The organism is Niabella hirudinis, assembly GCF_051201075.1.
Taxonomy (GTDB): domain Bacteria; phylum Bacteroidota; class Bacteroidia; order Chitinophagales; family Chitinophagaceae; genus Niabella; species Niabella hirudinis.
Window position 1 is genome coordinate 91,644 of sequence record NZ_JBPEHJ010000002.1, and the last position, 24,643, is coordinate 116,286.

At 48.3% G+C, this 24,643-nt stretch carries 17 protein-coding genes; all 17 read right to left on the reverse strand.

The window, feature by feature from the left end:
* Positions 1-2: 2 nt before the first annotated feature.
* Positions 3-455, reverse strand: a complete 453-nt coding sequence (locus GGU45_RS03705) for a NanQ anomerase/TabA/YiaL family protein (RefSeq protein ID WP_435222141.1) — start codon at positions 453-455, stop codon at positions 3-5.
* A 57-nt stretch (positions 456-512) separates the two neighbouring features.
* Positions 513-1,538, reverse strand: a complete 1,026-nt coding sequence (locus GGU45_RS03710) for a PfkB family carbohydrate kinase (protein ID WP_435222143.1) — start codon at positions 1,536-1,538, stop codon at positions 513-515.
* A gap of 84 nt (positions 1,539-1,622) precedes the next feature.
* The gene (gene kduI, locus GGU45_RS03715) at positions 1,623-2,453 is read right to left on the reverse strand and encodes a 5-dehydro-4-deoxy-D-glucuronate isomerase (RefSeq protein ID WP_435222145.1); all 831 of its coding nucleotides are present in this window, start codon (positions 2,451-2,453) and stop codon (positions 1,623-1,625) included.
* A 49-nt stretch (positions 2,454-2,502) separates the two neighbouring features.
* Entirely contained in the window at positions 2,503-3,255 is a 753-nt protein-coding gene (locus GGU45_RS03720) for an SDR family NAD(P)-dependent oxidoreductase (protein WP_435222147.1), read from the reverse strand.
* A 290-nt stretch (positions 3,256-3,545) separates the two neighbouring features.
* Positions 3,546-4,955, reverse strand: coding sequence for a glucuronate isomerase (gene uxaC, locus GGU45_RS03725; RefSeq protein WP_435222149.1), 1,410 nt, complete (start codon positions 4,953-4,955; stop codon positions 3,546-3,548).
* Positions 4,956-4,990: 35 nt separating this feature from the next.
* A complete protein-coding gene (locus GGU45_RS03730) occupies positions 4,991-6,640 on the reverse strand; it encodes a UxaA family hydrolase (RefSeq protein ID WP_435222151.1) in 1,650 nt (549 codons plus the stop codon).
* Between the two features lie 3 nt (positions 6,641-6,643).
* Entirely contained in the window at positions 6,644-8,158 is a 1,515-nt protein-coding gene (locus GGU45_RS03735) for a tagaturonate reductase (protein WP_435222153.1), read from the reverse strand.
* Between the two features lie 8 nt (positions 8,159-8,166).
* Positions 8,167-10,080, reverse strand: coding sequence for a glycoside hydrolase family 88 protein (locus GGU45_RS03740; RefSeq protein WP_435222155.1), 1,914 nt, complete (start codon positions 10,078-10,080; stop codon positions 8,167-8,169).
* 20 nt (positions 10,081-10,100) lie between these two features.
* Positions 10,101-11,744 (reverse strand): glycoside hydrolase family 28 protein, encoded by a 1,644-nt coding sequence (locus GGU45_RS03745; protein ID WP_435222157.1) that lies wholly within the window; start codon positions 11,742-11,744, stop codon positions 10,101-10,103.
* A gap of 110 nt (positions 11,745-11,854) precedes the next feature.
* A complete protein-coding gene (locus GGU45_RS03750) occupies positions 11,855-13,480 on the reverse strand; it encodes a glycoside hydrolase family 43 protein (protein WP_435222158.1) in 1,626 nt (541 codons plus the stop codon).
* An 18-nt stretch (positions 13,481-13,498) separates the two neighbouring features.
* Positions 13,499-14,494 (reverse strand): pectinesterase family protein, encoded by a 996-nt coding sequence (locus GGU45_RS03755; protein ID WP_435222160.1) that lies wholly within the window; start codon positions 14,492-14,494, stop codon positions 13,499-13,501.
* Positions 14,479-15,513, reverse strand: a complete 1,035-nt coding sequence (locus GGU45_RS03760; protein ID WP_435222162.1) for a pectinesterase family protein — start codon at positions 15,511-15,513, stop codon at positions 14,479-14,481. The genes GGU45_RS03755 and GGU45_RS03760 overlap by 16 nt, the downstream gene beginning before the upstream one ends.
* 53 nt (positions 15,514-15,566) lie before the next feature.
* Positions 15,567-17,333, reverse strand: a complete 1,767-nt coding sequence (locus GGU45_RS03765; RefSeq protein WP_435222164.1) for a pectate lyase — start codon at positions 17,331-17,333, stop codon at positions 15,567-15,569.
* 56 nt (positions 17,334-17,389) lie between these two features.
* The gene (locus GGU45_RS03770) at positions 17,390-19,015 is read right to left on the reverse strand and encodes a DUF4957 domain-containing protein (protein ID WP_435222165.1); all 1,626 of its coding nucleotides are present in this window, start codon (positions 19,013-19,015) and stop codon (positions 17,390-17,392) included.
* Positions 19,016-19,032: 17 nt separating this feature from the next.
* Entirely contained in the window at positions 19,033-20,874 is a 1,842-nt protein-coding gene (locus GGU45_RS03775; protein WP_435222167.1) for a RagB/SusD family nutrient uptake outer membrane protein, read from the reverse strand.
* Between the two features lie 8 nt (positions 20,875-20,882).
* A complete protein-coding gene (locus GGU45_RS03780; RefSeq protein ID WP_435222169.1) occupies positions 20,883-24,119 on the reverse strand; it encodes a SusC/RagA family TonB-linked outer membrane protein in 3,237 nt (1,078 codons plus the stop codon).
* Positions 24,120-24,417: 298 nt separating this feature from the next.
* Positions 24,418-24,621: a hypothetical protein gene (locus GGU45_RS03785; RefSeq protein ID WP_435222171.1), complete on the reverse strand. Its 204-nt coding sequence runs from the start codon at positions 24,619-24,621 to the stop codon at positions 24,418-24,420.
* Between the last annotated feature and the right edge of the window lie 22 nt (positions 24,622-24,643).

Consider the following 24,643-nt stretch of genomic DNA (forward strand, 5'->3'; position numbering starts at 1 on the left):
TCCTATAATTTTATTTTCATTACTAATTTCTTAATGACACCTTCTCCAATCATGGGCGCGTGCACATCTTCCGGAAAGAAGATCACAAACTGCCCGGCGGCTAATTTAAAAAACAGGTCCGGCGCGTCGTTGTAAAACTGCACATCTTTTTCTGCGTTATATTCCCCATTGGGCGCAACGCAGTCCTGGCGCGGCTTCCAGCCTATTTGTTCCAGGCCGCTGATTACATACTGGATATCGATAAACTGGTTATGACATTCAAATTTTTCCAGCGCTGTTTCCGCCTTTTTACCGGGCGCCTCTGAAACGATCGCCTTTACCGCATCTTCTTCAACAATATACGTACCGGCGGCCGCAGCGGCCAGATCGGTTTGCCGGATATAATCAAATGCTTTTTTAAACAGGGGATGCAGCTGCCCGTAGCGCCCTGCATTATTTATTGTATCAATTACCATCGGAAATTTAAAATAAGAAATAATAAATACACTTCGTCTTTACTCAGTACAAACCCGTTACCGCTGTACCCGGCCGCTGGCATCGCCCTTCATCAGCGTTTTTACATCGCTCAATGTAGCATGGTTGAGGTCGCCCGGGATGGTATGTTTTAACGCCGAAGCGGCCACGCCAAACTCTGCAGCATCGGCCATGCTCATACCGGTTACCAGGCCGTAGATCAGGCCGCTGGCAAAGCTGTCGCCGCTTCCCACCCGATCTACAATGCGTACATCGTATTTGCGGGTATGATAAAACTCGGTACCGTCACTTACCAATGCGCTCCAGCCATTGTCGCTGGCGCTGTAGCTTTCCCGAAGGGATGAGGCAATGTATTTAAAATTAAATTTTGCCTTCATCTGGCGGATCACATCTTTATATCCCTCGAGGTTCAGCTCTCCTTTTGTAATATCCGTATCCGCGGCTTTAAAGCCCAATGTGGTTTCGGCATCTTCTTCATTACCGATACAAACATCCACATATTTGCACAGCTCGCTCATTACTTCACGGGCTTTTTCTTTGCTCCACAGTTTTTTGCGGTAATTTAAATCGATGCTGGTGGTAATACCCCGGGCCTTTGCCGCCTTCAGCGCTGCCTCTGTTAAAGCCGCTGCTTTATCGCTTAACGCGGGCGTAATGCCGGTTGTATGAAACCAATCGGCGCCATCCAGTATTTTATCAAAATCAAATTCACCGGCATCGGCATCGGCAATAGCAGCACCGGCGCGATCATAGATCACCTGCGATGCCCGCATAGAAGCTCCTGTTTCCAGGAAATAAATTCCCAGGCGGTCGCCGCCACGCGCAACGAAGTCGGTATTAACACCATACCGGCGCAGGTGGTTAATGGCCGACTGGCCGATGGCATTATCGGGCACCTTTGAAACAAAGGAACCATTCAAACCGTAATTGGAAAGCGCCACCGCTACGTTGGCCTCGCCGCCGCCATAGGTAACATCAAAAGAATCTGCCTGAACAAAACGTTCGAAACCCGGAGTGGATAAGCGCAACATGATTTCGCCCAGTGTAACAATTTTTTTGGACATACTATTATTTCTGATTTGAGATTTCTAATTTGAGATTTGAGACCACATCATTCACTATTGCCTATTGACTACTCACTCCAATGACTACAACAACGTAGGCACGGGCGCCGGATCCATATCCGTGTACTGTTTGTTTTCACCGGCCATACCCCATATAAACCCGTAGTTGGAGGTACCGCAGCCAAAGTGCATGCTCCAGGGCGGAGAAATAACAGCATCCTGGTTTTGCATAATGATATGCCGGGTTTGCTGCGGCTCACCCATCATATGAAATAAACGCTGGCCGGCCGGCAGGTCAAAATAAAAATAGATTTCGGTGCGGCGCGTATGTGTGTGCGGGGGAACAGAGTTCCATACGCTTCCTGTTTCCAGCACCGTAAGTCCCATTACCAGCTGACAGCTTTGAATACCGTCCTCATGAATGTATTTGTATACGGTACGTTTATTGGATGTGGTTACATCGCCCAATGCTACAGGTGCTGCCTGTTCCTTGGTATATTTTGTAGTGGGATAATCATGATGCGCCGGCGCCGATAAAATATAAAATACAGCGGGATCTTTTTTTCCATTGCTGCCAAAGCTTACTTTTTTAGATCCGCGCCCGATGTAAAGGCAGTCCAGTTTATCCAATGAAAACTTTTTGCCATCAACGGTAATGGATCCTTTACCACCCACATTAATAACGCCCATTTCGCGGCGCTGGAGAAAAAACCCTGCTTTGAGTTCTTCTTCATTTTTGAGCTGTACCGCTTTTGCCACCGGCTTTACGCCACCTACGATCAGGCGATCATAGAAGCTGTAAACCAACGTCAATTTATCGGTCTTCATCAAATCTTCTACAAGAAAACTTTCGCGCAGCTGTTCTGTGGTCATTCCTTTTGTTTCCTGCGGACTGTGCTCGTACCTGATTTCCATTTCTAATTTTTTATTTGATATTTCCTGATTTGTAATTTTTATTCCTGCGCTACCGGCCCATCCAGCCACCATCTACGGTGAGGATGGTTCCGTGTACATAACTTCCGGCATCGGATGCCAAAAAAACAGCGGGCCCGGCAAAGTCTTCCGGCGTACCCCAGCGGGCTGCAGGTATCCGGTCCAGAATGGATTTACTGCGGTCGGCATCCTCCCGCAGTGCCTGGGTATTATCGGTTGCGATATAACCGGGAGCAATGCCGTTTACATTCACACCTTTTGAAGCCCATTCATTAGCCAGGGCTTTTACCAGGCTGTTGAGCGCGCCCTTGCTGGCGGCATAGCCGGGCACATTGATTCCCCCCTGGAAACTTAAGAGGGAGCAGGTGAAGATGATTTTGCCCGATCCCCTCCCAATCATATGCTTTCCAAACTCACGTGCCAGTATAAAGGGCGTATCCAGGTTGATGGTTAATACATTATCCCAGTATTCATCCGGGTGCTCCGCTGCCGGCTTTCGCATAATGGTGCCGGCGTTGTTTACAAGTATATCAATCTGTTCATTTTCTGCCAGCACCTGCTTTACAAATGCATAAACATTATCCCTATCTGCCGCATCCAGTTTGTAATGCTTAAAATTGCGGCCAAGCTGCCTTACCTCCGCCTCTACTTCAGAGCCGGCTTCAACAGAGCGTGCGGCCACAATAATGTTGGCGCCGGCCTTTGCCAGTCCGATGGCCATGCCTTTTCCGATTCCTTTATTGCCACCTGTTATTAAGGCTGTTTTGCCTGAAAGATCAAACATATACTGATTTGATATTTGATACTTGATATTTTGATACTTAATGTTATGTTTCCAACCCGCCATTCCCTGCTCGCTATTCAATGTCGTTTCCTTAGCGATTTTTATGGTTGCCGCAGAAACACTGTTCCGAACGTTCGGAACACTGATTTGTTGTGTTATGACTGTTACGGCAGCCACTGACAGCGCCTGCGGCACCGTCTCTGAGATATTTTTGACCACCGTTAAACCACCTCCAGATCTGTGCCTCAATGGCTTTAAGAAAACGGCATTGATTCACTATTGCCTATTCCCTATTCTGCTCCAAACCCAAAATATTTATTTGCATTGTTAAAACAAATATCCTGAATGACCTGACCCACCCAATTGGTGTCGGCGGGAAGTTCGCCATTTTCAATATCGTTTCCAAACAAATTGCAGAGTATTCTGCGGAAATACTCATGCCGGGGAAAGGAGAGAAAACTTCTCGAATCGGTCAGCATTCCTATAAAGCGACTGATGAGTCCCATATTGGAAAGGGTGTTCAACTGCTCAATCATTCCGTTTTTCTGATCAAGAAACCACCAGCCCGAGCCCCATTGTACTTTTCCTGCTACCGTTCCATCATTGAAATTACCGGTCATGGTAGCAAAGAGCTCATTATCGGAAGGATTCAGGTTGTAGAGGATCGTTTTTGCCAGGCGGTCGTTCTTATCCAGTCCGTTCAGAAATTTGGATAATGCCCTGCCCTGGGAGAAATCACCAATCGAATCCCAGCCTGTATCCGGCCCCAGTTTTTGCAGCAGGCGTGAATTGTTATTACGCAATGCACCGAGGTGATACTGCTGTACCCAACCTTTTTCATGATCCCATTCGGCCAGCCAAACAAGCATGGCGGAGCGGAACTGTTCCTGCTCTTCCAACGAAAGTTCCTTTCCCGCCCGGATTTTATCAAAGGAAGCGCTTACTGCGGCCTCCGTATAATCCGCTGCCTGAATGCATTCCAATCCATGATCCGATACGGAACAGCCCATTTCGGCAAAGAAATCATGCCGGCTCTTTAGTGCCTGGAGGTAGGCATCCAGATTCGTAATTTCTATATTGGATACGGCTTCCAGCCGGGCTATATATGCGCCAAAGGCTCCCGGGTTGGAAACATTCATGGCATTATCTGGCCGGAAAGCAGGATATACGGGTATTTCAAAACCGGCCGCTTTAATTTCCTGGTGAAACTCCAGCGTATCTGCCGGGTCATCGGTGGTACAAACCACTTTTACATTCATTTTGCGCAGCAGATTTTTTACGCTGTATTCGGCACTGCTGATTTTTGCAGAGGCGGCATCATAAACTTTTTTTCCGTTGCCCGCGCTCAGTATTTCCCCGATATCAAAATAGCGCTGCAGCTCCAGGTGCGTCCAGTGATACAGGGGGTTGCGCATGGTATAGGGAACGGTTTCGGCCCATTTCAGAAATTTTGCTTCATCCGAAGCATTTCCGGTAATGAAGGCTTCATTAACTCCATTGGTGCGCATGGCCCGCCATTTATAGTGATCGCCATACAACCATGCCTGTGTAATATTTTTGAACGGTACATCTTCCGCAATTTGCTGTGGAGGAAGGTGACAATGATAGTCTATGATAGGCATTTGCTTTGCGTAATCATGGTAAAGCCGTTCCGCCGTTTTTGTTTCCAGCAAAAAATTATCGTCTAAAAACTGTTTCACTTTTTGATTGGTTAATTTTTAATTGTTATTGTCATTTACAAGCTCACTCCGCGTTTCCAGGGGATAAAATCATCCTGGTTGAGCTGTACCGCCTTGGGAACTACTTCACCGCTGGCCGCTTTGATACAATACTCCAGTATTTCTGCGCCCATTTCTTCGATGGTCTTTTCTCCGTCAATAATGCCGCCGGTATTGATATCGATAATATCGCTCATCCGGTTGGCCAGCGATGTGTTGGTGGCCAGTTTAATGGTGGGGCAAACCGGGTTACCGGTTGGGGTTCCCAATCCTGTTGTAAAAAGGATGAGCGTAGCGCCGGATGCCGCTTTTCCGGTGGTTGCTTCCACATCATTGCCGGGCGTGCATACGAGGCTCAGGCCTGGCTTGGTGGCGGGTTCTGTATAGTCCAGCACGTCCACTACGGGAGATGTGCCGCCTTTTTTTGCAGCGCCCGTGCTCTTAATAGCATCGGTGATAAGGCCATCTTTTATATTACCCGGGGATGGGTTCATAAAGAAGCCCGAACCCACGCTAAGCGCCTGGTCGTTGTAGGTGGTCATGAGGTGAATAAATTTCCGGGCGGCCGCCTCATCAATGGTGCGGTCGATCAGCTGCTGTTCGGCCCCGCAGAGTTCGGGAAATTCTGCCAGCAGGATTTTTGCACCCAGTGCGGCCAGCAGATCACTGGTATAGCCTACGGCCGGATTGGCGCTGATGCCGCTGAAACCATCGCTGCCTCCACATTTTACGCCCACCGTTAGTGCCGTAAGAGGTGCGGGGGCGCGCTCGATCCTGTTGGCTTCGATCAGCCCTTCAAAGGTTTTCTTTATCGCCTCAGCTACCAATTGCTCTTCGCTTAATGACTGTTGTTGCTCAAAAACGAGGATGGGCTTATCAAAAGAAGGATTTCTTAATTTAATATCTTCCAGCAGCTGTTTGGTTTGCAGGTTCTGGCAACCCAGGCTCAGGATGGTGATGCCCGCTACGTTTGGATGATCGGCATAGGCTGCCAGCAGTTTGCTTAATGTGCCGGCATCCTGTCGGGTACCGCCACAACCTCCCTGGTGATTCAGGAACTTTATACCATCCACGTTTTTGAAAAGCCGGTCGGTGTTGCCGCTTCCGCCGGCAGGCAATGCGTTCAGACTCAGGTCTGAAATGTCTTCGTTGTTCTTAAACGCCTCCACGAGGTGGTGCGCGTACTTCTTGTATTTGTCGGTTACAGCGTAGCCCAACTCATTATGCAAGGCTTCGCGGATCACATCCAGGTTGCGGTTTTCGCAGAATACAGTGGGCATAAACAGCCAGTAGTTGGCGGTACCTACCCTGCCATCACTGCGATGATACCCATTAAACGTGCGGTCTTTGAACTTTGAAACATCCGGCGCCGTCCAGTGATACTGGTACGGGCGGTATTCAAAGGGATCTGCTGCATGCCTGGTATTACCGGTGGTCATTAAGCCGCCCCGGGGAATGAATTGCTGGGCCTTTCCCACCAATACACCATACATAATAATTTCATCACCTTGCTGAAGGTCATGTGTAAAAAATTTGTGCTTTGCTGTAATGGCATCCTGCAATATAAAATCCTCGCCCCCGTAACTCACCACCTGCCCCTTCTCCAGGTTTTTGAGGGCAACGATCACATTATCTTTCGGATGTACTTTTAAAACAATCTCGGCCATGTTTTACTCCTTTGTTATATTTTGTAAAGCAGCTTGTGCGCCGCTTCCTGTTAAAAATCGCAACTGTTGTTTTACCGCTTCTGCAAAACCAGGAACGAGGGTAAGATCTTCGTTCCACAGGGTGGTATCCGCCAGTACGGCGTCCACCAGTTTATCCGTTTCCGGATGCTCCGCCCATTTTTGAGAAAGAATGCCGGCCTTGTCATCATTGAGCGTATAGGCTTTTCCATTGGCTGTTCCTACGTATTGATCGCCCTCCTTCCTGCTTTTCATAAACAGCAGGTAGGCTGCAAAGCCAAGGGCAATAGCAGTGGGGCCTTTTCTTTCTTCCTTGTAAAAATCTTCGATCAGCGGTATATCCCGCGTCAGCATTTTTGAGGTATAGGCAAAACTGATGCTGAGCCATTTATGATCTAAAAAAGGATTTTTGAACCGCTCCAATACGGAATCTGCAAATTTGCAGGCTTCCTCATAGGTGATCTGGCTGCTTACAACTGCTGTGGCCAGTTCATCTTTGGAGAGCCGGGCAACAAATGCCTCAAAAGCGGGGTTGGCCATGGCCTCCTTTACGGTTTCGAAGCCGGCCAGGTAGGCCAGTCCGCAGGAAAGCGTATGCGTGCCATTGAGCAAGCGCAGCTTTAGTTCCCTGAAGCGTTCAATATCCGGTGCAATCACCACGCCGGAGTCTACCCGGGCAAAAGATAGTACCTGTTGTACTTTCGGATCAGCCGCCTCAATGGCCCAAAGCCGGAATACCTCGCTCATAATCATCAGGTCGTCCCGGTAACCCAGCCACTCGCGGGTTTGTTCCAGATCGTTCCCCGCCAGCTTGCCCGGCACAATCCGGTCAACCAGGGAGCTGCAAAAATGATTGGCATTATGGATCCAGCTGATAAATTCGGATTCCAGTCCGTTCTGTTCCGCCAGCCGGATAATGATCTCTTTTAACTGCCGCCCGTTGTCAATAATCAGCTCAGTAGGGATAATCACCAGGCCGCGTTCCGCCGCCCCGTTAAACGTTTTAAACCGCTCGTACAATACAGCAAGCAGCTTACCGGGAAAGGAGGCTGGAGGTGCATCGGTAACCAGATCGCTGCTCATAACAATTCCCATTTCCGTAGTATTGGAGATCACTACTTCAAGCTCCGGGCTCCGGGCCACATCCAGGATCTGCTCCCATTGCCCCCGGGCCGCAAGCACGCGGCTGATAGCGCTGTTTACAATATATTCGTTTACCTCCCTGCCCTCTTCAATTCCTCTTACACAGATGGTATAAAGACCGTCCTGGGTATCAAAGGCATCGGCGCCGCCGGTATTTGTAGATTTCACCACCACTACCCGGCCGTTGAAAATATTTTGTTTATTGGCCTTATCAATAAAATAATCGGGCAAGCCTCTCAGCAGCACGCCCGTACCAAATTGCAGTACTTTTTCAGGAAGTTCGAGCTGTGCTTCCGCAGGCACCGAAACTGCCAGATCTTTTTTAACGGATGTTAATATCGCCTTGGATAATTGCATTACTGTTCTTATTTTTTTTGATTCGTTGTTGCTGTTTTTAAAAGCCAGTTCACCCAGTCTTTGGCAGCCTGCAGGTTCTCATACTTCAGCGGTAATTTTCTGCCATCTACGTATTCATTGTAGATCCAGGGATCGCCTAAAGCGAAAATAACACCTTTCCCATACCGGGCAACGGCCATAATTGCTACATCGTTTGATTTTAACACGGGAACAGCTTTTTTGTAAAGGTTCAAAGAACTTATTTCTTTTAGATAAACATTTTTGGCATTTTTGAAAATTATATTACCCCGGGGGATATTTACCCGCCCCATCTCATAATTATTATTCTTCACCATGAGTAAATTATCCTCATTAAACCGGATGCCGAAACGATCTGCGAGGATATCGAGGTGTTTGATATCGCAGTTGCCGGCATCGTTGGCCAGCATTACCAATACCCCGCCTTTTTGTACCCAACCGGCTATCTGCGCAGCGTTGTCTTCGTTTATATAATGGGGGGCGGAGGTTTCCTTTTCGGTATCCGGATCCACAATTATATAAACGGCCGCATCTTTTAAATTGCCGGCGTTGGGAGCCTCCGGAAGCGACCGGAGGGTTGCCCCCTGCTGCTCAAACAGGCCGCCCAGGAAGGAATAACCGCCATTGGAGCGATCGTTCCAGGTATAGTGCCAGCGCTCTTGCTGCCCGCCGGCCCCTTTTCTCCATTCATTGTTAAAATAATTATCCAGCAACACGGTTTTACCGGCGCCCACCGCCAGATTGGGCAGCATTTCGATTTCATTGGCGGCGAGGATGAACGCCCCCATGCCCTTTGGATCGTTTTGTACCACTTTTTCTTTCATATAGTATTCAAAACTTCCATCACGATAGGGCTTGCCGCCCAAACCGGATACAGAAACCGTTCCCTCAAGGTTAGTATACCCGTTACTTTGCGAAAGCTTGTATTTTACCAGCCCTGCAAATGCCTTTTTTGCATTTGTCTGGTACAACCGGGCAATATACCCTTTACGGGCTCCTTTGGCCAGTGTGTAAGCCAGCATGGCTGTAGCCGATGATTCTGTATAATTGGGTTTCCTTTGCGGGAGGTTCACAATATCATACCACATGCCGGTTTTGGCATCCTGAACTTTAACCACGGCGGCAGCCAGGCGGTTCAGGATGGCAATAAGTTCTTTTTTACCCGGATGCTGATCGGGAAAATAATCCAGGGCATCTACCAACGCCATGCCATACCAGCCCAGGGCCCGTCCCCAAAAATGCGGAGAGCGCCCGGTTTGTTTATTGGCCCATTGCTGCTGCCTGGATTCATCGTACCCGTGATACAGCAAGCCGGTTTTAGCATCGCGGGCGTTTTTTTCCATCAGCACAAACTGCCGGGTCACATCGTTAAAAACCGAATCTTCGCCAAACACCTGTGCGTATTCTGCATAAAAAGGCTGCCCCATGTAAAGGCCATCGAGCCACATCTGATAGGGGTATACTTTCTTGTGCCAAAACCCACCCTCATGCGTACGGGGGTGGGTACGTAATTGTTCCCTTAATTTTAATATGGCTTTTTTATACTTTTCCTTTCCTGTTACCCGGTAGAGCGTTAATAATAGTTTACCGTTATTTACATGATCAATATTATGGCTGTCTGCATCATAATCCTTAATGCTTCCGTCATCTCTCACAAAATAGTCCATACTGTGCTGTATGTAGTTAAACCATTTGGGGTCGCCGGTTGCCAGCCATACACCTTCGATTCCTTTTAAGATAACCCCCTGGTCGTAGCTCCACCGAGCAGGCTTACCCGGCGTTACGGAAAATGAATCGGGCCAGCGATGCATGGCGGTCAATGCCATTTTTTGCGAGAGTGGCTGCGCCTGTACCGCGCCGCTCAATAAAAAAAAGAAGAGAAAAAACAGGATATATCGTTGCATGTCAAAACTGTTATTTGTCGTTATTTAAAGGAAACCGCGGCGCTGGTTGCTCCCAGGGAGGCTTCCAGTTTTTTAACCGCTTTGCTGTAGTCAGTACGTTCAAACCGGATGGAGCGGCTATTTTCACCAGCCACCCTTATCAGCAGCTTCGATAGGGGAGCATAGTCCAGCCCCTCAAACCGGATGTCCTTCCCGTTAATCACATCGATCACCGGCCCGGTTTGGGAAGCAAAAACTTTCACATTTTTAAATTGAATATTTGCAGCTTCCTGGATGTCGACACCCTTTTGCGATTGAAATACGGCATTGCTGATACGGATGTCCTTTACCGGCATTTCGGGTAAACCTCTTAAAAAAACAGCTTTTCCAGCCCCGTTTACAAACACATTGCTGATTTCGATATTCCGGAACCGGGGCGTTGTTTCATCTACCGGCCGCTGTTCTATTTTGGGAAGTTCTCTTTTTTCTCCGGTCAATGGCACCGGATCTTTGGCCATATAATACATATCAAACAGGATCGCATCCCCGGGAATATCCTTCATAAAAATATCTTTAATAAAAATATTCTCCACAATACCGCCGCGCCCCCTCGTGGTTTTAAAACGCAGTCCGATGTCGGAGCCAATAAAGGTACAATTGCTTACATATACATTGTTAACGCCACCGCTCATTTCGCTGCCTACCACAAATCCTCCATGGGAGGCGTATACGGTACAGTTCCGGATGATAACATCCTTTGTGGGCATTGCCCGCTGGCGCCCATCGGCATCCCGGCCACTCTTCATACACAGCGCATCATCGCCCACATCGAACACACTGTTTTCGATGAGCACATTGCTGCAGCTTTCCAGGTCCAGGCCATCGCCGTTCTGGGCATACCAGGGGTTTTTTACAAAAACATTCCTTACGGTAATATTCCGGCTCATGAGCGGGTGCAGGCACCAGGCGGGGGAGTTCTGGAAAGTAACCCCCTCCAGCAACACCCGGTTGCAGGAGGTCAGTACCAGTAAATTGGGCCGGAAAAAGTCTTTTACCGACTCATAAAAAGCAGCATCTTTATCGGGTGAAATACGACCCGGATCCTTTAACTGATCGCCCCGGGCATAACTTTCGGAGGGCATCCAGATGCGTCCGTCTTTATTGAGCACTCCGCCGGAGGCTACCAGCTTCTTCCATTGAGACTCCGTGAGCTTATCTTTTTTTACCGCGCGCCATGCATCGCCGTTGCCATCGATGATGCCTTTTCCTGTAACGGCAATATTAGTGGCATTTTCTGCCGAGATGGGCGATTGATTCCGCATTTGCACAAAACCCTCCCAGTTGGCTTTTACCAATGGGTACTGCGATTTGTCTTTTGTAAACAATAAGGTGGCGCCGGCCGCAAGATTCAGGTTTACATTGGACTTTAATACAATGGGCCCGGTAAGCCAAAGCCCTGCGGGCACCTGCACCGTGCCTCCTCCGTTTTGCGTACACGCATCAATAGCGGCCTGTATACTTCTGGTGTTCAAAAAATATCCGTCCGGAACGGCTCCATACCGGGATATCACATATTGGGTTTTACCAAACTGCGGTTCCTCCACGCGGGGGAGCTTCCATACTGACTGGGCGCTTAGCTGAAGGCTGATCAGCACCAGAACAAAAAATAAGTTGTTTTTTATCATCCGGCAATACTGTTTTCTATATAAATATGGCCTCGCTGAGGCGCCAAGTTAAGCCTAATTGGGGCGGTGCAAAAGCGATTCTGAGTTTTTATTTACGCAAACGTTATCAATTAGGGGCTTACCCGAAACCAATCCACATCCATAAAACCGGCATCATTGGTTTTTTGTACGCTGGTGGCAAACAACCCGGCCTTGATGCCGATCCATTTTCCCGGCACAGCGTTTACCTTACCCGCCGTTTTAAAATGGCGGCCATCCAGGCTGTAGCTGAATACGCAAACTTTATCCGCCTTTATTTGCATACGAAACCAGATGTCCTGTTGCTGTATCTTTTCCAGTTCCTGTTCGGTTTCTGACGTTCCTTTATCCGCATTTTCACAGCTGGTAAATACCACATAAACACCGTCTTTTTTTGTCGTCAAAGCAAGGTTGCCATAACTCATGGCCATCGTGGTAAGCCCGGCTTTTTCACCGGTTATTTTCGGGTTGGGGCCAAACCGCAGCTTAGTGGTTATGGTGAACATATCAGCAGGGAATTTTTGCAGCAATACATTGGGCACTTCCCATAAATTACGGGCATCCGGAGCCAGCGGCCGGGTAAACAAACGGAGCACTCCTTTTCCCGGGTACATAAAACCCCAGTTGGCTTCGGGGTTGGCCTGCCACTGCCATTGCAGCCCTGGTTCCGGGCCGTTAAACTCGTCCGTTTCCTGTGGGTTATGCACCGGAACACCGCCTCCTGTAACCGGCTTTTTATAGGTTAGTACCGGCGTTCCTATGCCATCCCGGTCTTCATCCGTACCAATAACCGGCCAGTCTTGCTCCCATTTCATGGGTTGCAGGTGTACCACCCGGCCAATAGCTCCTTTGTCCTGGAAATGCAGGAACCAGCTGGCCCCGGCCTTCGTATCGACCCAGGCCCCCTGGTGCGGACCATTAACCGGCGATTTGCCCTGATCCATCACTACTTTTCTTTCGTAGGGGCCATATATATTACGGCTACGCAACACCAGCTGCCACCCGGTGGCCACACCGCCGGCAGGCGCAAAAATATAGTAATAGCCATTGCGTTTATAAAACTTAGGGCCCTCCAGCGTAGGGTCCTCTTCGTGCCCGTCAAACACGATCCTTCCCGCTGTGACCGTTTGCGTTCCGGCGGCATTCATTTCCTTTACCACCAGGATGCTTTTTATACCAGCCCTGCTGCCGGCATAGGCGTGCACCAGGTACAGTTTACCATCAGTATCCCAAAGCGGACAGGGATCAATAAGTCCGCGGCCGGCCTCTACCAGCACCGGATTGCTCCAGGGGCCGGTAATGGATTTTGCCTTTACCATATAGATACCAAAATCCGGATCGGGATAATAGATATAAAATTCATTTTTATGATACCGGATCGAAGGGGCCCATACCCCGTTGCCATGCTGCGTTTTGGAAAAAACATCGTAAGGCGGCTGGCGTTTTAATGCATGACCAATGATGCTCCAATTGACCAGGTCTCTGGAATGCAGGATGGGCAACCCCGGAACCGCATCAAAACTGGAAGCCACCAGATAAAAATCATCTCCCACGCGGATGGCGTCAGGGTCCGAATAATCAGCGTTGATAACCGGGTTGGTGTAAGTGCCGTCACCATTATCCGGGCGCCACACCTGCGATACATAGGGTTGCGATTGTGCTTTTGCCAGGGCTGCTGTCATACAAAAGACCATCGCCATTATTACTTTGTTTGTCATAACTAAAACTATTAAACGCTACTTCACCTGCCAGCCATTAAAAATCTGCTCCGGGGTATAGGCAGCGGCCTGTTCCGGGGTAAGCTGGTGCGACCAACCCCTGCGTTTTGTTTTATGGGCGCCCTTCCCTGCGGATTGATATTCACCGTAAAAAGTCGTTTGCTCATTAGAAACTTTTCCCCAGTTATTCCAGCCTTCGGGCTTCACCACCTCGTTCATAGCGCAATCTATATACACGGTTTTGGCGTAAGGGCGCCAGGGACGGCCCAGGTAAAACGATGCCGGTGGTGCGTCTCCCTCTATGCTGCATTTTATAAACACATAACCATACTTTGCGGTATCGGGGGTGCTGGCAGCTGTAAAATACCCGCCGCTTTTTCCATATATGCGGCACGCATCAAAGACCGCCGTGGAGGAACCAAAAATAAAATCCACGGTACCTTCGATATAACAATTTTTATAGTATTGCCGGCTGGCGGCCCCGTTCCCATAGGTATACAGGGTATCCTGAAATCCCCGGAATCTGCAGTTGATGAATTTTACACGGTCCGATGCCACCCTTACGGCTACGGCTTGCCCAACGGGTCCGGCGCTGTTTTCAAAAGTTATATTCTCCGCAGTAAAGTCATCGGCATATATAAAAAAAGAGGCACTGCCGCTAGTACCGATATCCTCCCCAAACCTGTTTTTTTTGCCGGCATAATCATCATAGGTCAGGACTACTTTGTTTACATCCTGCCCCACCAGTTTTATGTTGGTTTTGGTAGGCGGCAGTGTCAGCTTTTCTTTGTACACCCCATTTTTTATATAAATGACCGTTTGCACTTTCCGCAGATCGGGGACGGCGTTGATGGCTTCCTGTACGGTTTTAAAATTGCCGCTGCCATCGGCCGCAACAACAAAATGGTACGGTGAAGCAAACGTAATTGCAGTCAGCAAGAGGCCCGGAGCCAGGAAGAGCAATCGTAGCAAGATCTTGCTGAAACGATGGGAGGTTATTATTTTCCCGGCCATAAAAAGGGTTTCAACTTGGTTTGCTTAAACCAATCTTTTTCGCCGGGAATACCGGCATTTCTTGCAGCAAAGATCTGGTCTATGGTATATTGCTCTGCTTCCTTATCCGTCAGCTGCCGGCTCCAGGCTGCACGTGCGGCGGGCCGGGCGCCCCCTCCCATATTTTTGTACTCGGCATACAAAACCGTCTTTTCATTCTCTATATTTCCCCAATTATTCCAGCCTGCTGCAACAATCTGTTCCGGCAGCTCACAGCGCAGCAATACGGTTTTTGCATGCGCCCGCCAGGGACGGCCCAGGTACACTTTTGCGGCTTCCGGCGCAGCTTTGATCTTACAATCCAAAAACACAAACCCAAACCGTTTACCCGGCGTTGTGCTGGCCGCAGTAATATAGGACGCTGATTTTTCAAGGATGGTGCAACGCAGAAAAACGGCGGTGGCCGGGCCAAAGATAAAATCCGTTGTACCTTCGATATAACAATCCACAAAGAGCTGCCGGGCTGTTTCTCCGGCTGCAAAAATGGTATCCTGATCGCCCAGGAACTTACAATTCTTAAATACGGCTTTATCGGCATCTATATAAAGAGCCACCGCTTGTCCTACCCTGCCGGCGCTATTGGCAAAAGTGATATTTTGCGCATAAAAGCGGTTACCGGAAATTTTTGCCGTAAAGGAGGTAAAGGTTGTTAACCTTCCGCGGCCGGAGTAATCATTGAATGTAATGATGGTGCTATCTGCATTTTCACCTATAAAATTGACATCTGTATTATTTGCCGGCAGTTCGATCTTTTCATTATAAACCCCGTTCTTGATATACAGGGTGATGGGCGCCAGCGGATATACCCGCATAGCATCGATGGCATCCTGTATGTATTTAAAATCGCCGCTGCCATCTTTGGCCACCGTAAACGTATACTTGTACTGATGCGGATTAGATGTTTGCGCCGCAACATGCTGCACCACCATTACAAGCAATACCCATATACAACTATGGATGCTCTTCCTATACCTTTTCATCTGTTTATTTTTTATGGCTCATTTCATATCCAGTTCATTCTACGCTGTGCAAATTATTTTACCTGGTTTTCTGTAGTGCTTTTAACAAGGCTGTTCATATAAACCTCAATGTTATCATAGACAGCGCTCAGGTTCCGGCCGCTGGCGTTGAAGGTTTTGGGGTCCAGCCCGTTGGCAGTTTCCCAGGTATCGGGCATTCCGTCTCCATCTGTATCAGCGGGCGCCGCCAGTGTATTGAGCATGGGCCAGCCGCCTACATCTTTTTGTGTATCAATAATGCCGGGCAACCCCGAAACCGATCCTTTATAAGTGGCTGTTCCCGTTCGTACCTCATTGGCAATCCTGGCGTCTACAGCGTCCCTTTTTAAGGAAGCGCCTCCGTAATTCAATACCGCATCGTAAGCCTGCAGCGCAGTATGCTGCGGCATTTCATTACCGGCAAAAGGTGTGTTTTTGCGCACCATGGTTTCTGTGATGCCGGAATCATAATCTACTCCGCCATTCCAGTTGCTGGCGGTAACGGTGGCGTTACCATCCACATAATTTCCATCAATATAAAAACTGCCATACCCCACGCCATAAACCAGGGGATCAGGAGCGCCGGTGGCATTATCCTTTGATACCTGCATGATCCGCCTGTTTACTTTTGACGGAGTAGCCGGGCCCGGCTTATAATAGTTGTTTACAATATTATACGCACCGTTTTCACCACCATAGGCGCTATTGCCGCTCCAGTTATAAATCACGTTGTTCCTATAGTCTATTTTATCCGGTCCAAAAGCACCCACGCCCGTGCCACTGCCATTGCTGTAGCGCAGACCGCCATCAAACCGGGGATTGCGGTTGGTATGATGCGCTATCAGGTTGTGATGAAAGCTTGCCGGCGATCCGCCCCATATACCACCATAGCCATGCGCACCTTTGGAATGCCCGGAGTTATTCATACTTTCCGTAACCATACACCATTGCAGGGTGAAATTTTTATTGTGATAAAAAGAGGCCGTTTCATCAATCGACCAGCTCATAGAACAATGGTCAATCATGATATTTTCAAGATCCCGGCCCCAGAAGGCATCGCTTTCAATGGTGGCCACATTGGTATCGCCCAGCCGGAACCGCATATAGCGCACCACCACATTATTGGCGGCTATATTCATTTCATAGTCCTGAATACAGATGCCATCTCCCGGGGCGGTTTGACCGGCGATCGTTACATCGCCGTTCTTAATCTGCAGCCTTGATTTCAATTTTATATTGCCCGATACCTCAAAAACAATGATCCGCTTGCCAGACTGTTCGATAGCGGCACGGAAACTGCCGGCGCCCGCATCGTTTAAGTTGGTCACCTTTATAATTTTACCGCCGCGCCCCCCGGTGGTATATTTTCCCGCGCCCTCTGCACCGGGAAAAGCCAGCGCTTCTTCCGGTATTTCCGGGGCCGCCGTTGTAAAGTTCTTATACAATCCTTTGGAGGTGAAGGAAGGGTTTATTTTGCTAATGGCTTTCAGCCGGATTATATAGCCGGTTTTCGGATCAAGACCCCGCACTTCTGTTTCGGTAACAGAAAGCGTATCGCTCTTGTAAAATGGGTTTGCAAAAGCTGTACCCCTGGCCACTTCCACCATATATCCCCCGGCGCCCTCAACCGCAGACCAGGTTAATTGAACGGAAGTTGAGCGGGGTAGCAGCTGCAACCCGGCAGGCAGGGGCAACTCCAGCCCTCCCCTGGTTACAGGATCTTCTTTTTTAGCACAGGACCCCGCCAAAAAAAAGAAGCCAATCATCAACCCTACCATACTCCCATACCTGCTATACTTCATAAACATTGTTCTAACGCATCGTTTTAAAAAATCACCTTTTGTTCAACACTTTTGTATTAAAGCCGCCAGCGCGGATCGCCGGCCGTTTCTTTACCCGGGAATCCATTGTCCTTTATGATGAAGATGCCGTTGTCCGGACTTAAAAATATATCGGTACTACTTTTTGTATAGGTTGTATAACCGGGCAATATGGCCGATGCATCGCTTCTCCATACAAAATCCGAGGCGGTAAAATTATTGCCCGATGTTATTACAACCGCCGGATTGGCCCGGATACCCCTGATATCATATACCGGAGGTGTAGCATTGGTTCCCCTTGCCCTGCCTAAAACAATATTATTAAAATCAATTCCACCTGCAGGATATAAAGTGGTACCGTTAAAATCAATAATATAGTTGGGCGACAAGATGGCATTATAAAAAGTGCTGTTGCTAACCACTATCTTACCGGCCATATTGTTCTTGCTGGTAAACAACTTGTCGGCATTATACAGCGTTGAATTATTAAACGTAAAATTCGTCACTTTTGCGGTTGCGTCATCAATCGTTACAACTCCATAGCCGCCTACATTGTACACGATAGAGTTCTCGATGCTGTATTGTCCTATTGTGATGGCGCCCCTGAAGCGGGTTACCCCCCGCAGGTCATGAATAATACAATTATCGAACAGCAGCTCATCAATATTAATAGTGGCCCCGCTGGGATTGAACAGATATTTTCCGCTTGCATCGTTTGTATACAACTCAAGATCTAAAAATGCCGCTTTAGCAATATTGGATCCTCCCGGAATACTAAAGTTACTGGTGCCGGTAATGGCAATTTTTGCCTTTTCCGATACCAGCGGATCCGCACCGCTCATGATCGTTACCGATTTCGAAATATTCAGTGCAGCCGTAATTTCATACACAGCACCACGCTTTAAAATAATCGTTGTACCGGCCACTGCCGATTCTACAACGGTTGATAAATTAACCGTTGCCGGATCTATACTTTGCAGATCCACTACCTCCCCTGTTATTTCCTCGCGGGTGGTATAATCGTTGCTGCCCCTGAACTTGGTGCCGCTGTACAATTCAACGCGATAAGCTGTTGCTGCCTTCAGCCCTTCAATCAGTACATACGCGTTGGTAATATCTGCGGATGCAAGCGTTATTTGCTTAACGGTAGTATTATCGTCCGTTTTTATAACTTTTACCAATGTTACGGCATCGCCTTCGTTTCTCCATTTAAACAGGATGGTTGTCCAGCCGGCATCGGACGACACAGGGTTTTGCACAATGGTTGGGAAACGCGGGGTTTTTATTGCCCCGAAATCAGCCGGGTATGAATTTCTTGAAGCAACTGCCGGATCCAGGGCCGTTACCCTTACCTGGTACAGCTGCTCCCACAAAAGATCTTCGATGGTAACAGTAGTAGTGTCCGACACTTCCTGTGTTTTTACAACCGTTTTAAACGAATCGATACTCAGCTCCACCTTATATTGATTCGTTTCAATGCTTTTTTGCCAGGCCACATCAATATAGTTACCCGGCGCATTGAGACTGCCTTTTATAACCGGTCTGAACAGGCGGGGTGCATCGCCATCCAGTTCTGCCTTCCATTCCTTTTTGCAGGAGCTGACCACCACAGCAGCAACCGCGGTAAGCAGGAATAAATATTTGATAACTGATCTATTGCTCATTTCATTCGATTTTAGGATTAGAAGTAGTAGCCTTCATTTTTTAAGGTTCCCAGGCTGCTGCTGACAACCGAGCTGTGTAGCGGCAGAATATAGGGCGCCGGGGCGCTGCCGGTTTCATCCTTATATCCCCTCCAGGAGCGCAAAATATAATCTGCCGGCCCCTTTGTGGTACTGTTATATAAAGCAGACATCCATGAGGCTCTGGTATACCCGTTGGGATTATCGCCCTTGGACGGGCTGTCTTTCAGCGGGGGCATGACGGTATTTTTTCTAAAAATACTCCCAAACCATTCGATTGTTTTATCTGTTTTTATCCTGTAAAAAAGATTATCGGGCAAATAGTCGTATGGGCCTGCTCCATTAACGCTGTTCTCTCCCATCTGAGCCAGTTTTGCTTTTGCTTCCGCTATTTTCTTTCCAAAAAGATTCCAGCGAATAAGGTCATAATGCCGGATGCACTCGCCCCCAAGCTCCCAGGCCCTTTCATTCACCAGGGCATTAAAGAAAGCCTCCTTGCCGTTGGCAACAGCAGCCACGTAGGCATCAACTTTTGCGGCCCAGTTGTCACTGCTAAACGCTCTTTTTCTTACTGTTTTAAGCATCGCAATGGCATCGCCGGTGGGACCATTATTCAGTTCATTTTCGGCTTCTGCATACATCAGCATTACATCCGAAAGCCGCATAATAGGCCAGTTGATGCCGGTTCCTTTTGCAGAGGTTGGCCCCGAGGGTGTAGGCATCAGCAGCCGGCTCCAGTTACCTATACCCAGGCTGGTAACGGCGATGGGCGCCTGCGTTAATGTTTTATCGTATTTAATAAAGGCTACCGTTTTCGCCAACCTTGTATCTAATGTATCAAAACTGTATGCATAAGAGGGCGTCAACGGCTTGTAGGTAGATCCCGAACCATAATTATGATCTCCGGCATCTACCGCCATCCCAATATTCCAGCCCACGTCGCCAAAACCGGGTTGAAAAGCCACTTCATATAATACATCCGATTTACTGTCTACGATCCATTTGCTCTCATTGTCAAATACCGCTGCAAAGGATGGGTTTAATATACGGCCCCAATCATAGATCACCTTATGTGCATAGTCCCTGGCAATTTGATAATAATCCTTATAGTCCTCTTTGCGGCGCATGGCCATATCCGGGTACAGCCAATACCCCCCGCGGCATAGTGCCAGCCGGGCAATAAGGCCCTGCACAAATTCGCGGTTCACCCGTTCCACGCCGTATTCCACATCCGCTGCGGATTTCATACCGGGCTCCACACTCATCAGGTCCTGAATCAGCGTGCTTAAGATAACGCCCCTGTCTGTACGGCCCAGATAAAGCGAATCGCCCCCGCGCGTGGGTTTTAGTTTAAAAGGCACATCGCCCCAATAATTGATGAGCCAGTAGTACCACAAAGCGCGTAAGGCTTTTGCTTCGCCCAACAATTGTTTCATACTGGCATCTGCTGCTTTGGGCGACTGTTCAATGCCCTCAACAGCGATATTGGCCATATTGATGGCTTTATAGGCATTCTCCCAAACCGTACGCAGATCGCCATTGGCATCAGTAGCTTCCATGGACCAGATGTCCCGCCGGGAATTATCGGGCGCGGCCCCTACGCCACCCACTTCCACATCCGTATTGGGGATAAAGGAATCCGATAAGCGGGAGGTAAATGCGTCCTGGTTGAAGAGGGCATAAATACTATACACCCCTTTAACGGCTTCATTGGAATTGGCATAGATATACTCCTGCGTAAAGTTGGAAGGAGAATCCGTATCTAAAAATTTCTTGCAGGAAGTTGCTGCCACTGCAAAGCAAAAAGCCGCATATATATATAGGGATAACTTATTTCTCATAACCGCTTTTATTTAAAGTTTACATTTAAACCGAACGTAAAGGACCGGCTCTTGGGGTAGGCCGAATAATCGACCCCCGGCGTTAATGCCGCATAGGCGCTGCTGCGCGTGGTAGACACTTCAGGATCATAACCCGAATAATTTGTAATCACAAAAGCATTGTAGATGGTTCCAAATACGCGGAGCGATGCGATGCCTGCCTTAGACGTAAGCCTGCGCGGCAGGGTGTACCCAACTGTAAAAAAACTCATCCGTAAAAAAGAACCATCTTCAATAGCATCTGAAGTAATCACCGGCGAAGCAGTACCCATCGAAAAGGGCGACCAAACCGTGGCATTTTTATTCAGCGCCGCCAGGTCCTCAAGTGCCGTTACCAGCTGGCCCTGGTCATTTACATATTTGTAGCGGTTGGCCGAATTCATCCGGTCTGAGATATTTCCAAAAGTGGTCCGGTACAGCATATTGTACTGTATGCGTCCGGTATTATAAATATCATTGCCATATACCCAGTTAAAAAAGGTGCTCACATCAAAATTTTTGATGCGGCTATTTAAGCCAAATCCTCCGGAATGATCCGGGATGGCATTACCGATTACCTGGCGGTCTTTGTCGGCCGTAATCCTCCCGTCTCCATCCAGGTCCTTCAACTTCATTGTGCCCGGGCGAACGCCAATGGCGCCACCCAATATACCTGCATCAGAAGCGATACCTTCTTTCAGAATATACTGCCTGCTGGTAGTATTATACGATTCAAAATCATCGGTGGTATAAAAGCCATCGGCTACATAGCCGTAGATCTGGCCAATGGTGCCGCCGGTTTGCAGCAGGTAGTCATCCTGGGTCTTCAAATCCGTTCCGGCCCAGTTCGACTGAAACATTCTTGTATTGTTGCCATCAAGCTTATCAATCCTTGGTATATTACGGCCAATATTAAAGGAGGCGCTCAGGCTAAAATCTTTCTTTTCAATAATCGGCGCACTCAACCCGATTTCGAAGCCCTGGTTAGAGGTTTGCCCCAGGTTAACCAATTGGGTTTTGAAACCGGTATAAGGCGGGATTGCATTATCGATAATCAATCCTTTTATCGTATTCTTATACAAATCGATGGCTCCATTGAGTTTGTTTTTAAACAGTGAAAAGTCGATTCCGAAGTTCCGGGATACCGTGGTCTCCCATTGCAATTCAGGGTTGGGCAACGAATTGTTTACCAGATTGTAATATACCTGCGATACATCACCCGCGCCATAACTCCTGTTTTGACTGGGGGCAAATAAAAACCGCCAGCTGTCATTAGCAATACGGTTATTGCCCGATTCTCCATAGCTTAATCGCAGTTTCAGATCGTTTACAAAATCAACATTCTGCAGGAACTTTTCTTCTTTTATTTTCCAGGCAACGGCCGCTGATGGAAAATACCCCCACCGGTTGCCCGGCGCAAATTTGCTGGATCCATCGGCACGCAGGGTCGCGTTCAGGATATACTTATCCATAAAGGTATAATTGATACGGGTAAAACCCGACACCATGTCCTCCCCCCTTAGCTCCGCGCTTTCTACAAGATAGGGGGTACCCAGCTGCATGTTGGCAAACAAGACTTGGGGAGCAGTGCCCTCTTCAAATTTGATCGACTTGTTAAGCGCCGAACGCCCGCTGGCAAAACTGAGCTCATGGCCTAACAGCAAACTCAGGTTATGCTTTGCGTTGCTGAGGATATGGAAGTTGGCGGTATTCACCAGACGGTACCCATTGGTAGCCATGGTGCTTATTTCTCCAAGCGGCTGGGCGTTACCAATATTGCGCGACTCGCCGGTGAGCGGTCCCCAATAGCGGAGATTACGCCCGGTGCGCAGGGTAACCGCCAGTTCCGAACGCAGGCTTAACAGCTTTGAAGGCGTAAAGGAAAGTGCAGCCCCCAGGCTAAGATCCCGGGTACTGCGCTGCCGGTAGTCCTGTTTGGCCAGATCAACGGGGTTAATCATGCTTTTCAGAAAAACATCGTAGTCGTCTTCTCCGTCCAGGACATCTACGGGATCTATTTCAATATGATCGGCCAACCCGTTGATCGGCCTTGTCTGAATCCCATCTGAAATACGCACGCTGGAGCTGCCTGATGTGCCCGCGCCATCAATAACATTGTTGGTATAACGTGCTGAAAGATCCAGTTTCAGATTTTTATACAGCTCATGATTTAACTTGAAATTGAAATAAAAACGCTTCTGGCCGGAGTTGAGCATCAACCCTTCATCATTGTTATAGGTAGCACCAAAGCTTAACTTGGTTTTGTCGGTGCCGCCCGAAACGGAAAGATTGTGTTGGGAAGATCGTATAGCCCCACCAAACAACGCATCCTGCCAGTTGGTGCCTGCCTGATATTTATAAAGCTCCAGGTCATCATAGTCTCCAAAATATTTTTTAAAGTTGGTATACTCGCCGGATGTGGTGCCCCTTATTAAACCATATTCGTAATGCAGCAGTGCAAATTCGTAAGGCGATAATACCTTCAGCTCTTTGGGCATGTATTTGTACTGGAAAAAGTTGTTATAATTAACGGTGGTTTTGCCGGCTTTTGGCTTTTTGGTGGTTACAATAATTACTCCGTTGGCGCCGCGCGATCCGTATATAGCGGTAGCGGAAGCATCTTTAAGCACATCAACGGTTTCAACATCTGATGATGATATGTCATTGAGGTTATCTACAATGAAGCCATCCACCACATACAGCGGGGCGTTATCCTGCGTAACGGAACCGCCGCCCCGCACACGGATCACAATTTCCGCCCCGGGTGCTCCATCAACCGTAGTTACCTGCACGCCCGGCAGGCGCCCGGTTAACGCTTCGCCAATATTGACCACCGGCGACTTCTCCAATTCCTTACCTTTTATGGAACTTACGGCCCCGGTAAGATCTTTGCGGCGGGTGGTGCCATAACCGATTACCACTACCTCATCGCCGGCTACCACATTTTCCAAAAGGGACACAATCATTCCGTCATTTGCGGAAACAGTTTGGGTAAGATACCCCGCGTGGGAAAAAACAAGCTGCGGATTACCGCTTTGAGGTACCTGGATGGTAAAATGGCCATCCTCCTTCGTCAGAACGGCAACCTTGCTATCCTCTAGCGAAACGGTTGCCCCCACAAGCGGGGCATTGGCATCGCCCAGTACGGTACCCGATATTTTTTTTGTCTGGGCATGTACATGGCTTCCAAGCACAAGGGCCAACAACAATAATAATACTTTATTCATACGGCAGTAATTTGAATTTATGCAGGTTTACATTTGAATGCTAACCGAACCGTTACAGGCATCACTAACCAGGCAATTTCATCAATGTAATCGATTACAATTCTATTACTTTTTTTTGGCTCATTTCTATTCCGCGGCAACAATATTTACGCAATCGTTACCGGAAATACCGGTTTACAACTTATTCCTGCCGGTTTCAGGGGAGTTTGCACAATCCGGCGGTTGACCTTCCACACATACCTTACAAAAAAACCCCGCAATCATGCGGGGCTCCTGTATACAACAATATATTAAAAAATTACCAGTCTTGCTTGGCTGTACCAGCTTTGATAGCCGCCAACGCCTTTTCTTCTCCTAAAAGAGAAGTGAGTTTGTTGCCTTTCCCATCGTGCCCCTTTGCAATATAACCGCCTTTTGCTGTGCGGGAGATTACAGCATCCTGGATCGGTACATTCTTTTCTTTTGTTTTCACGTTGTAAGCGGTAAGAGTTGCATCTGCCATAATGAATAATTTTTGATTTGAA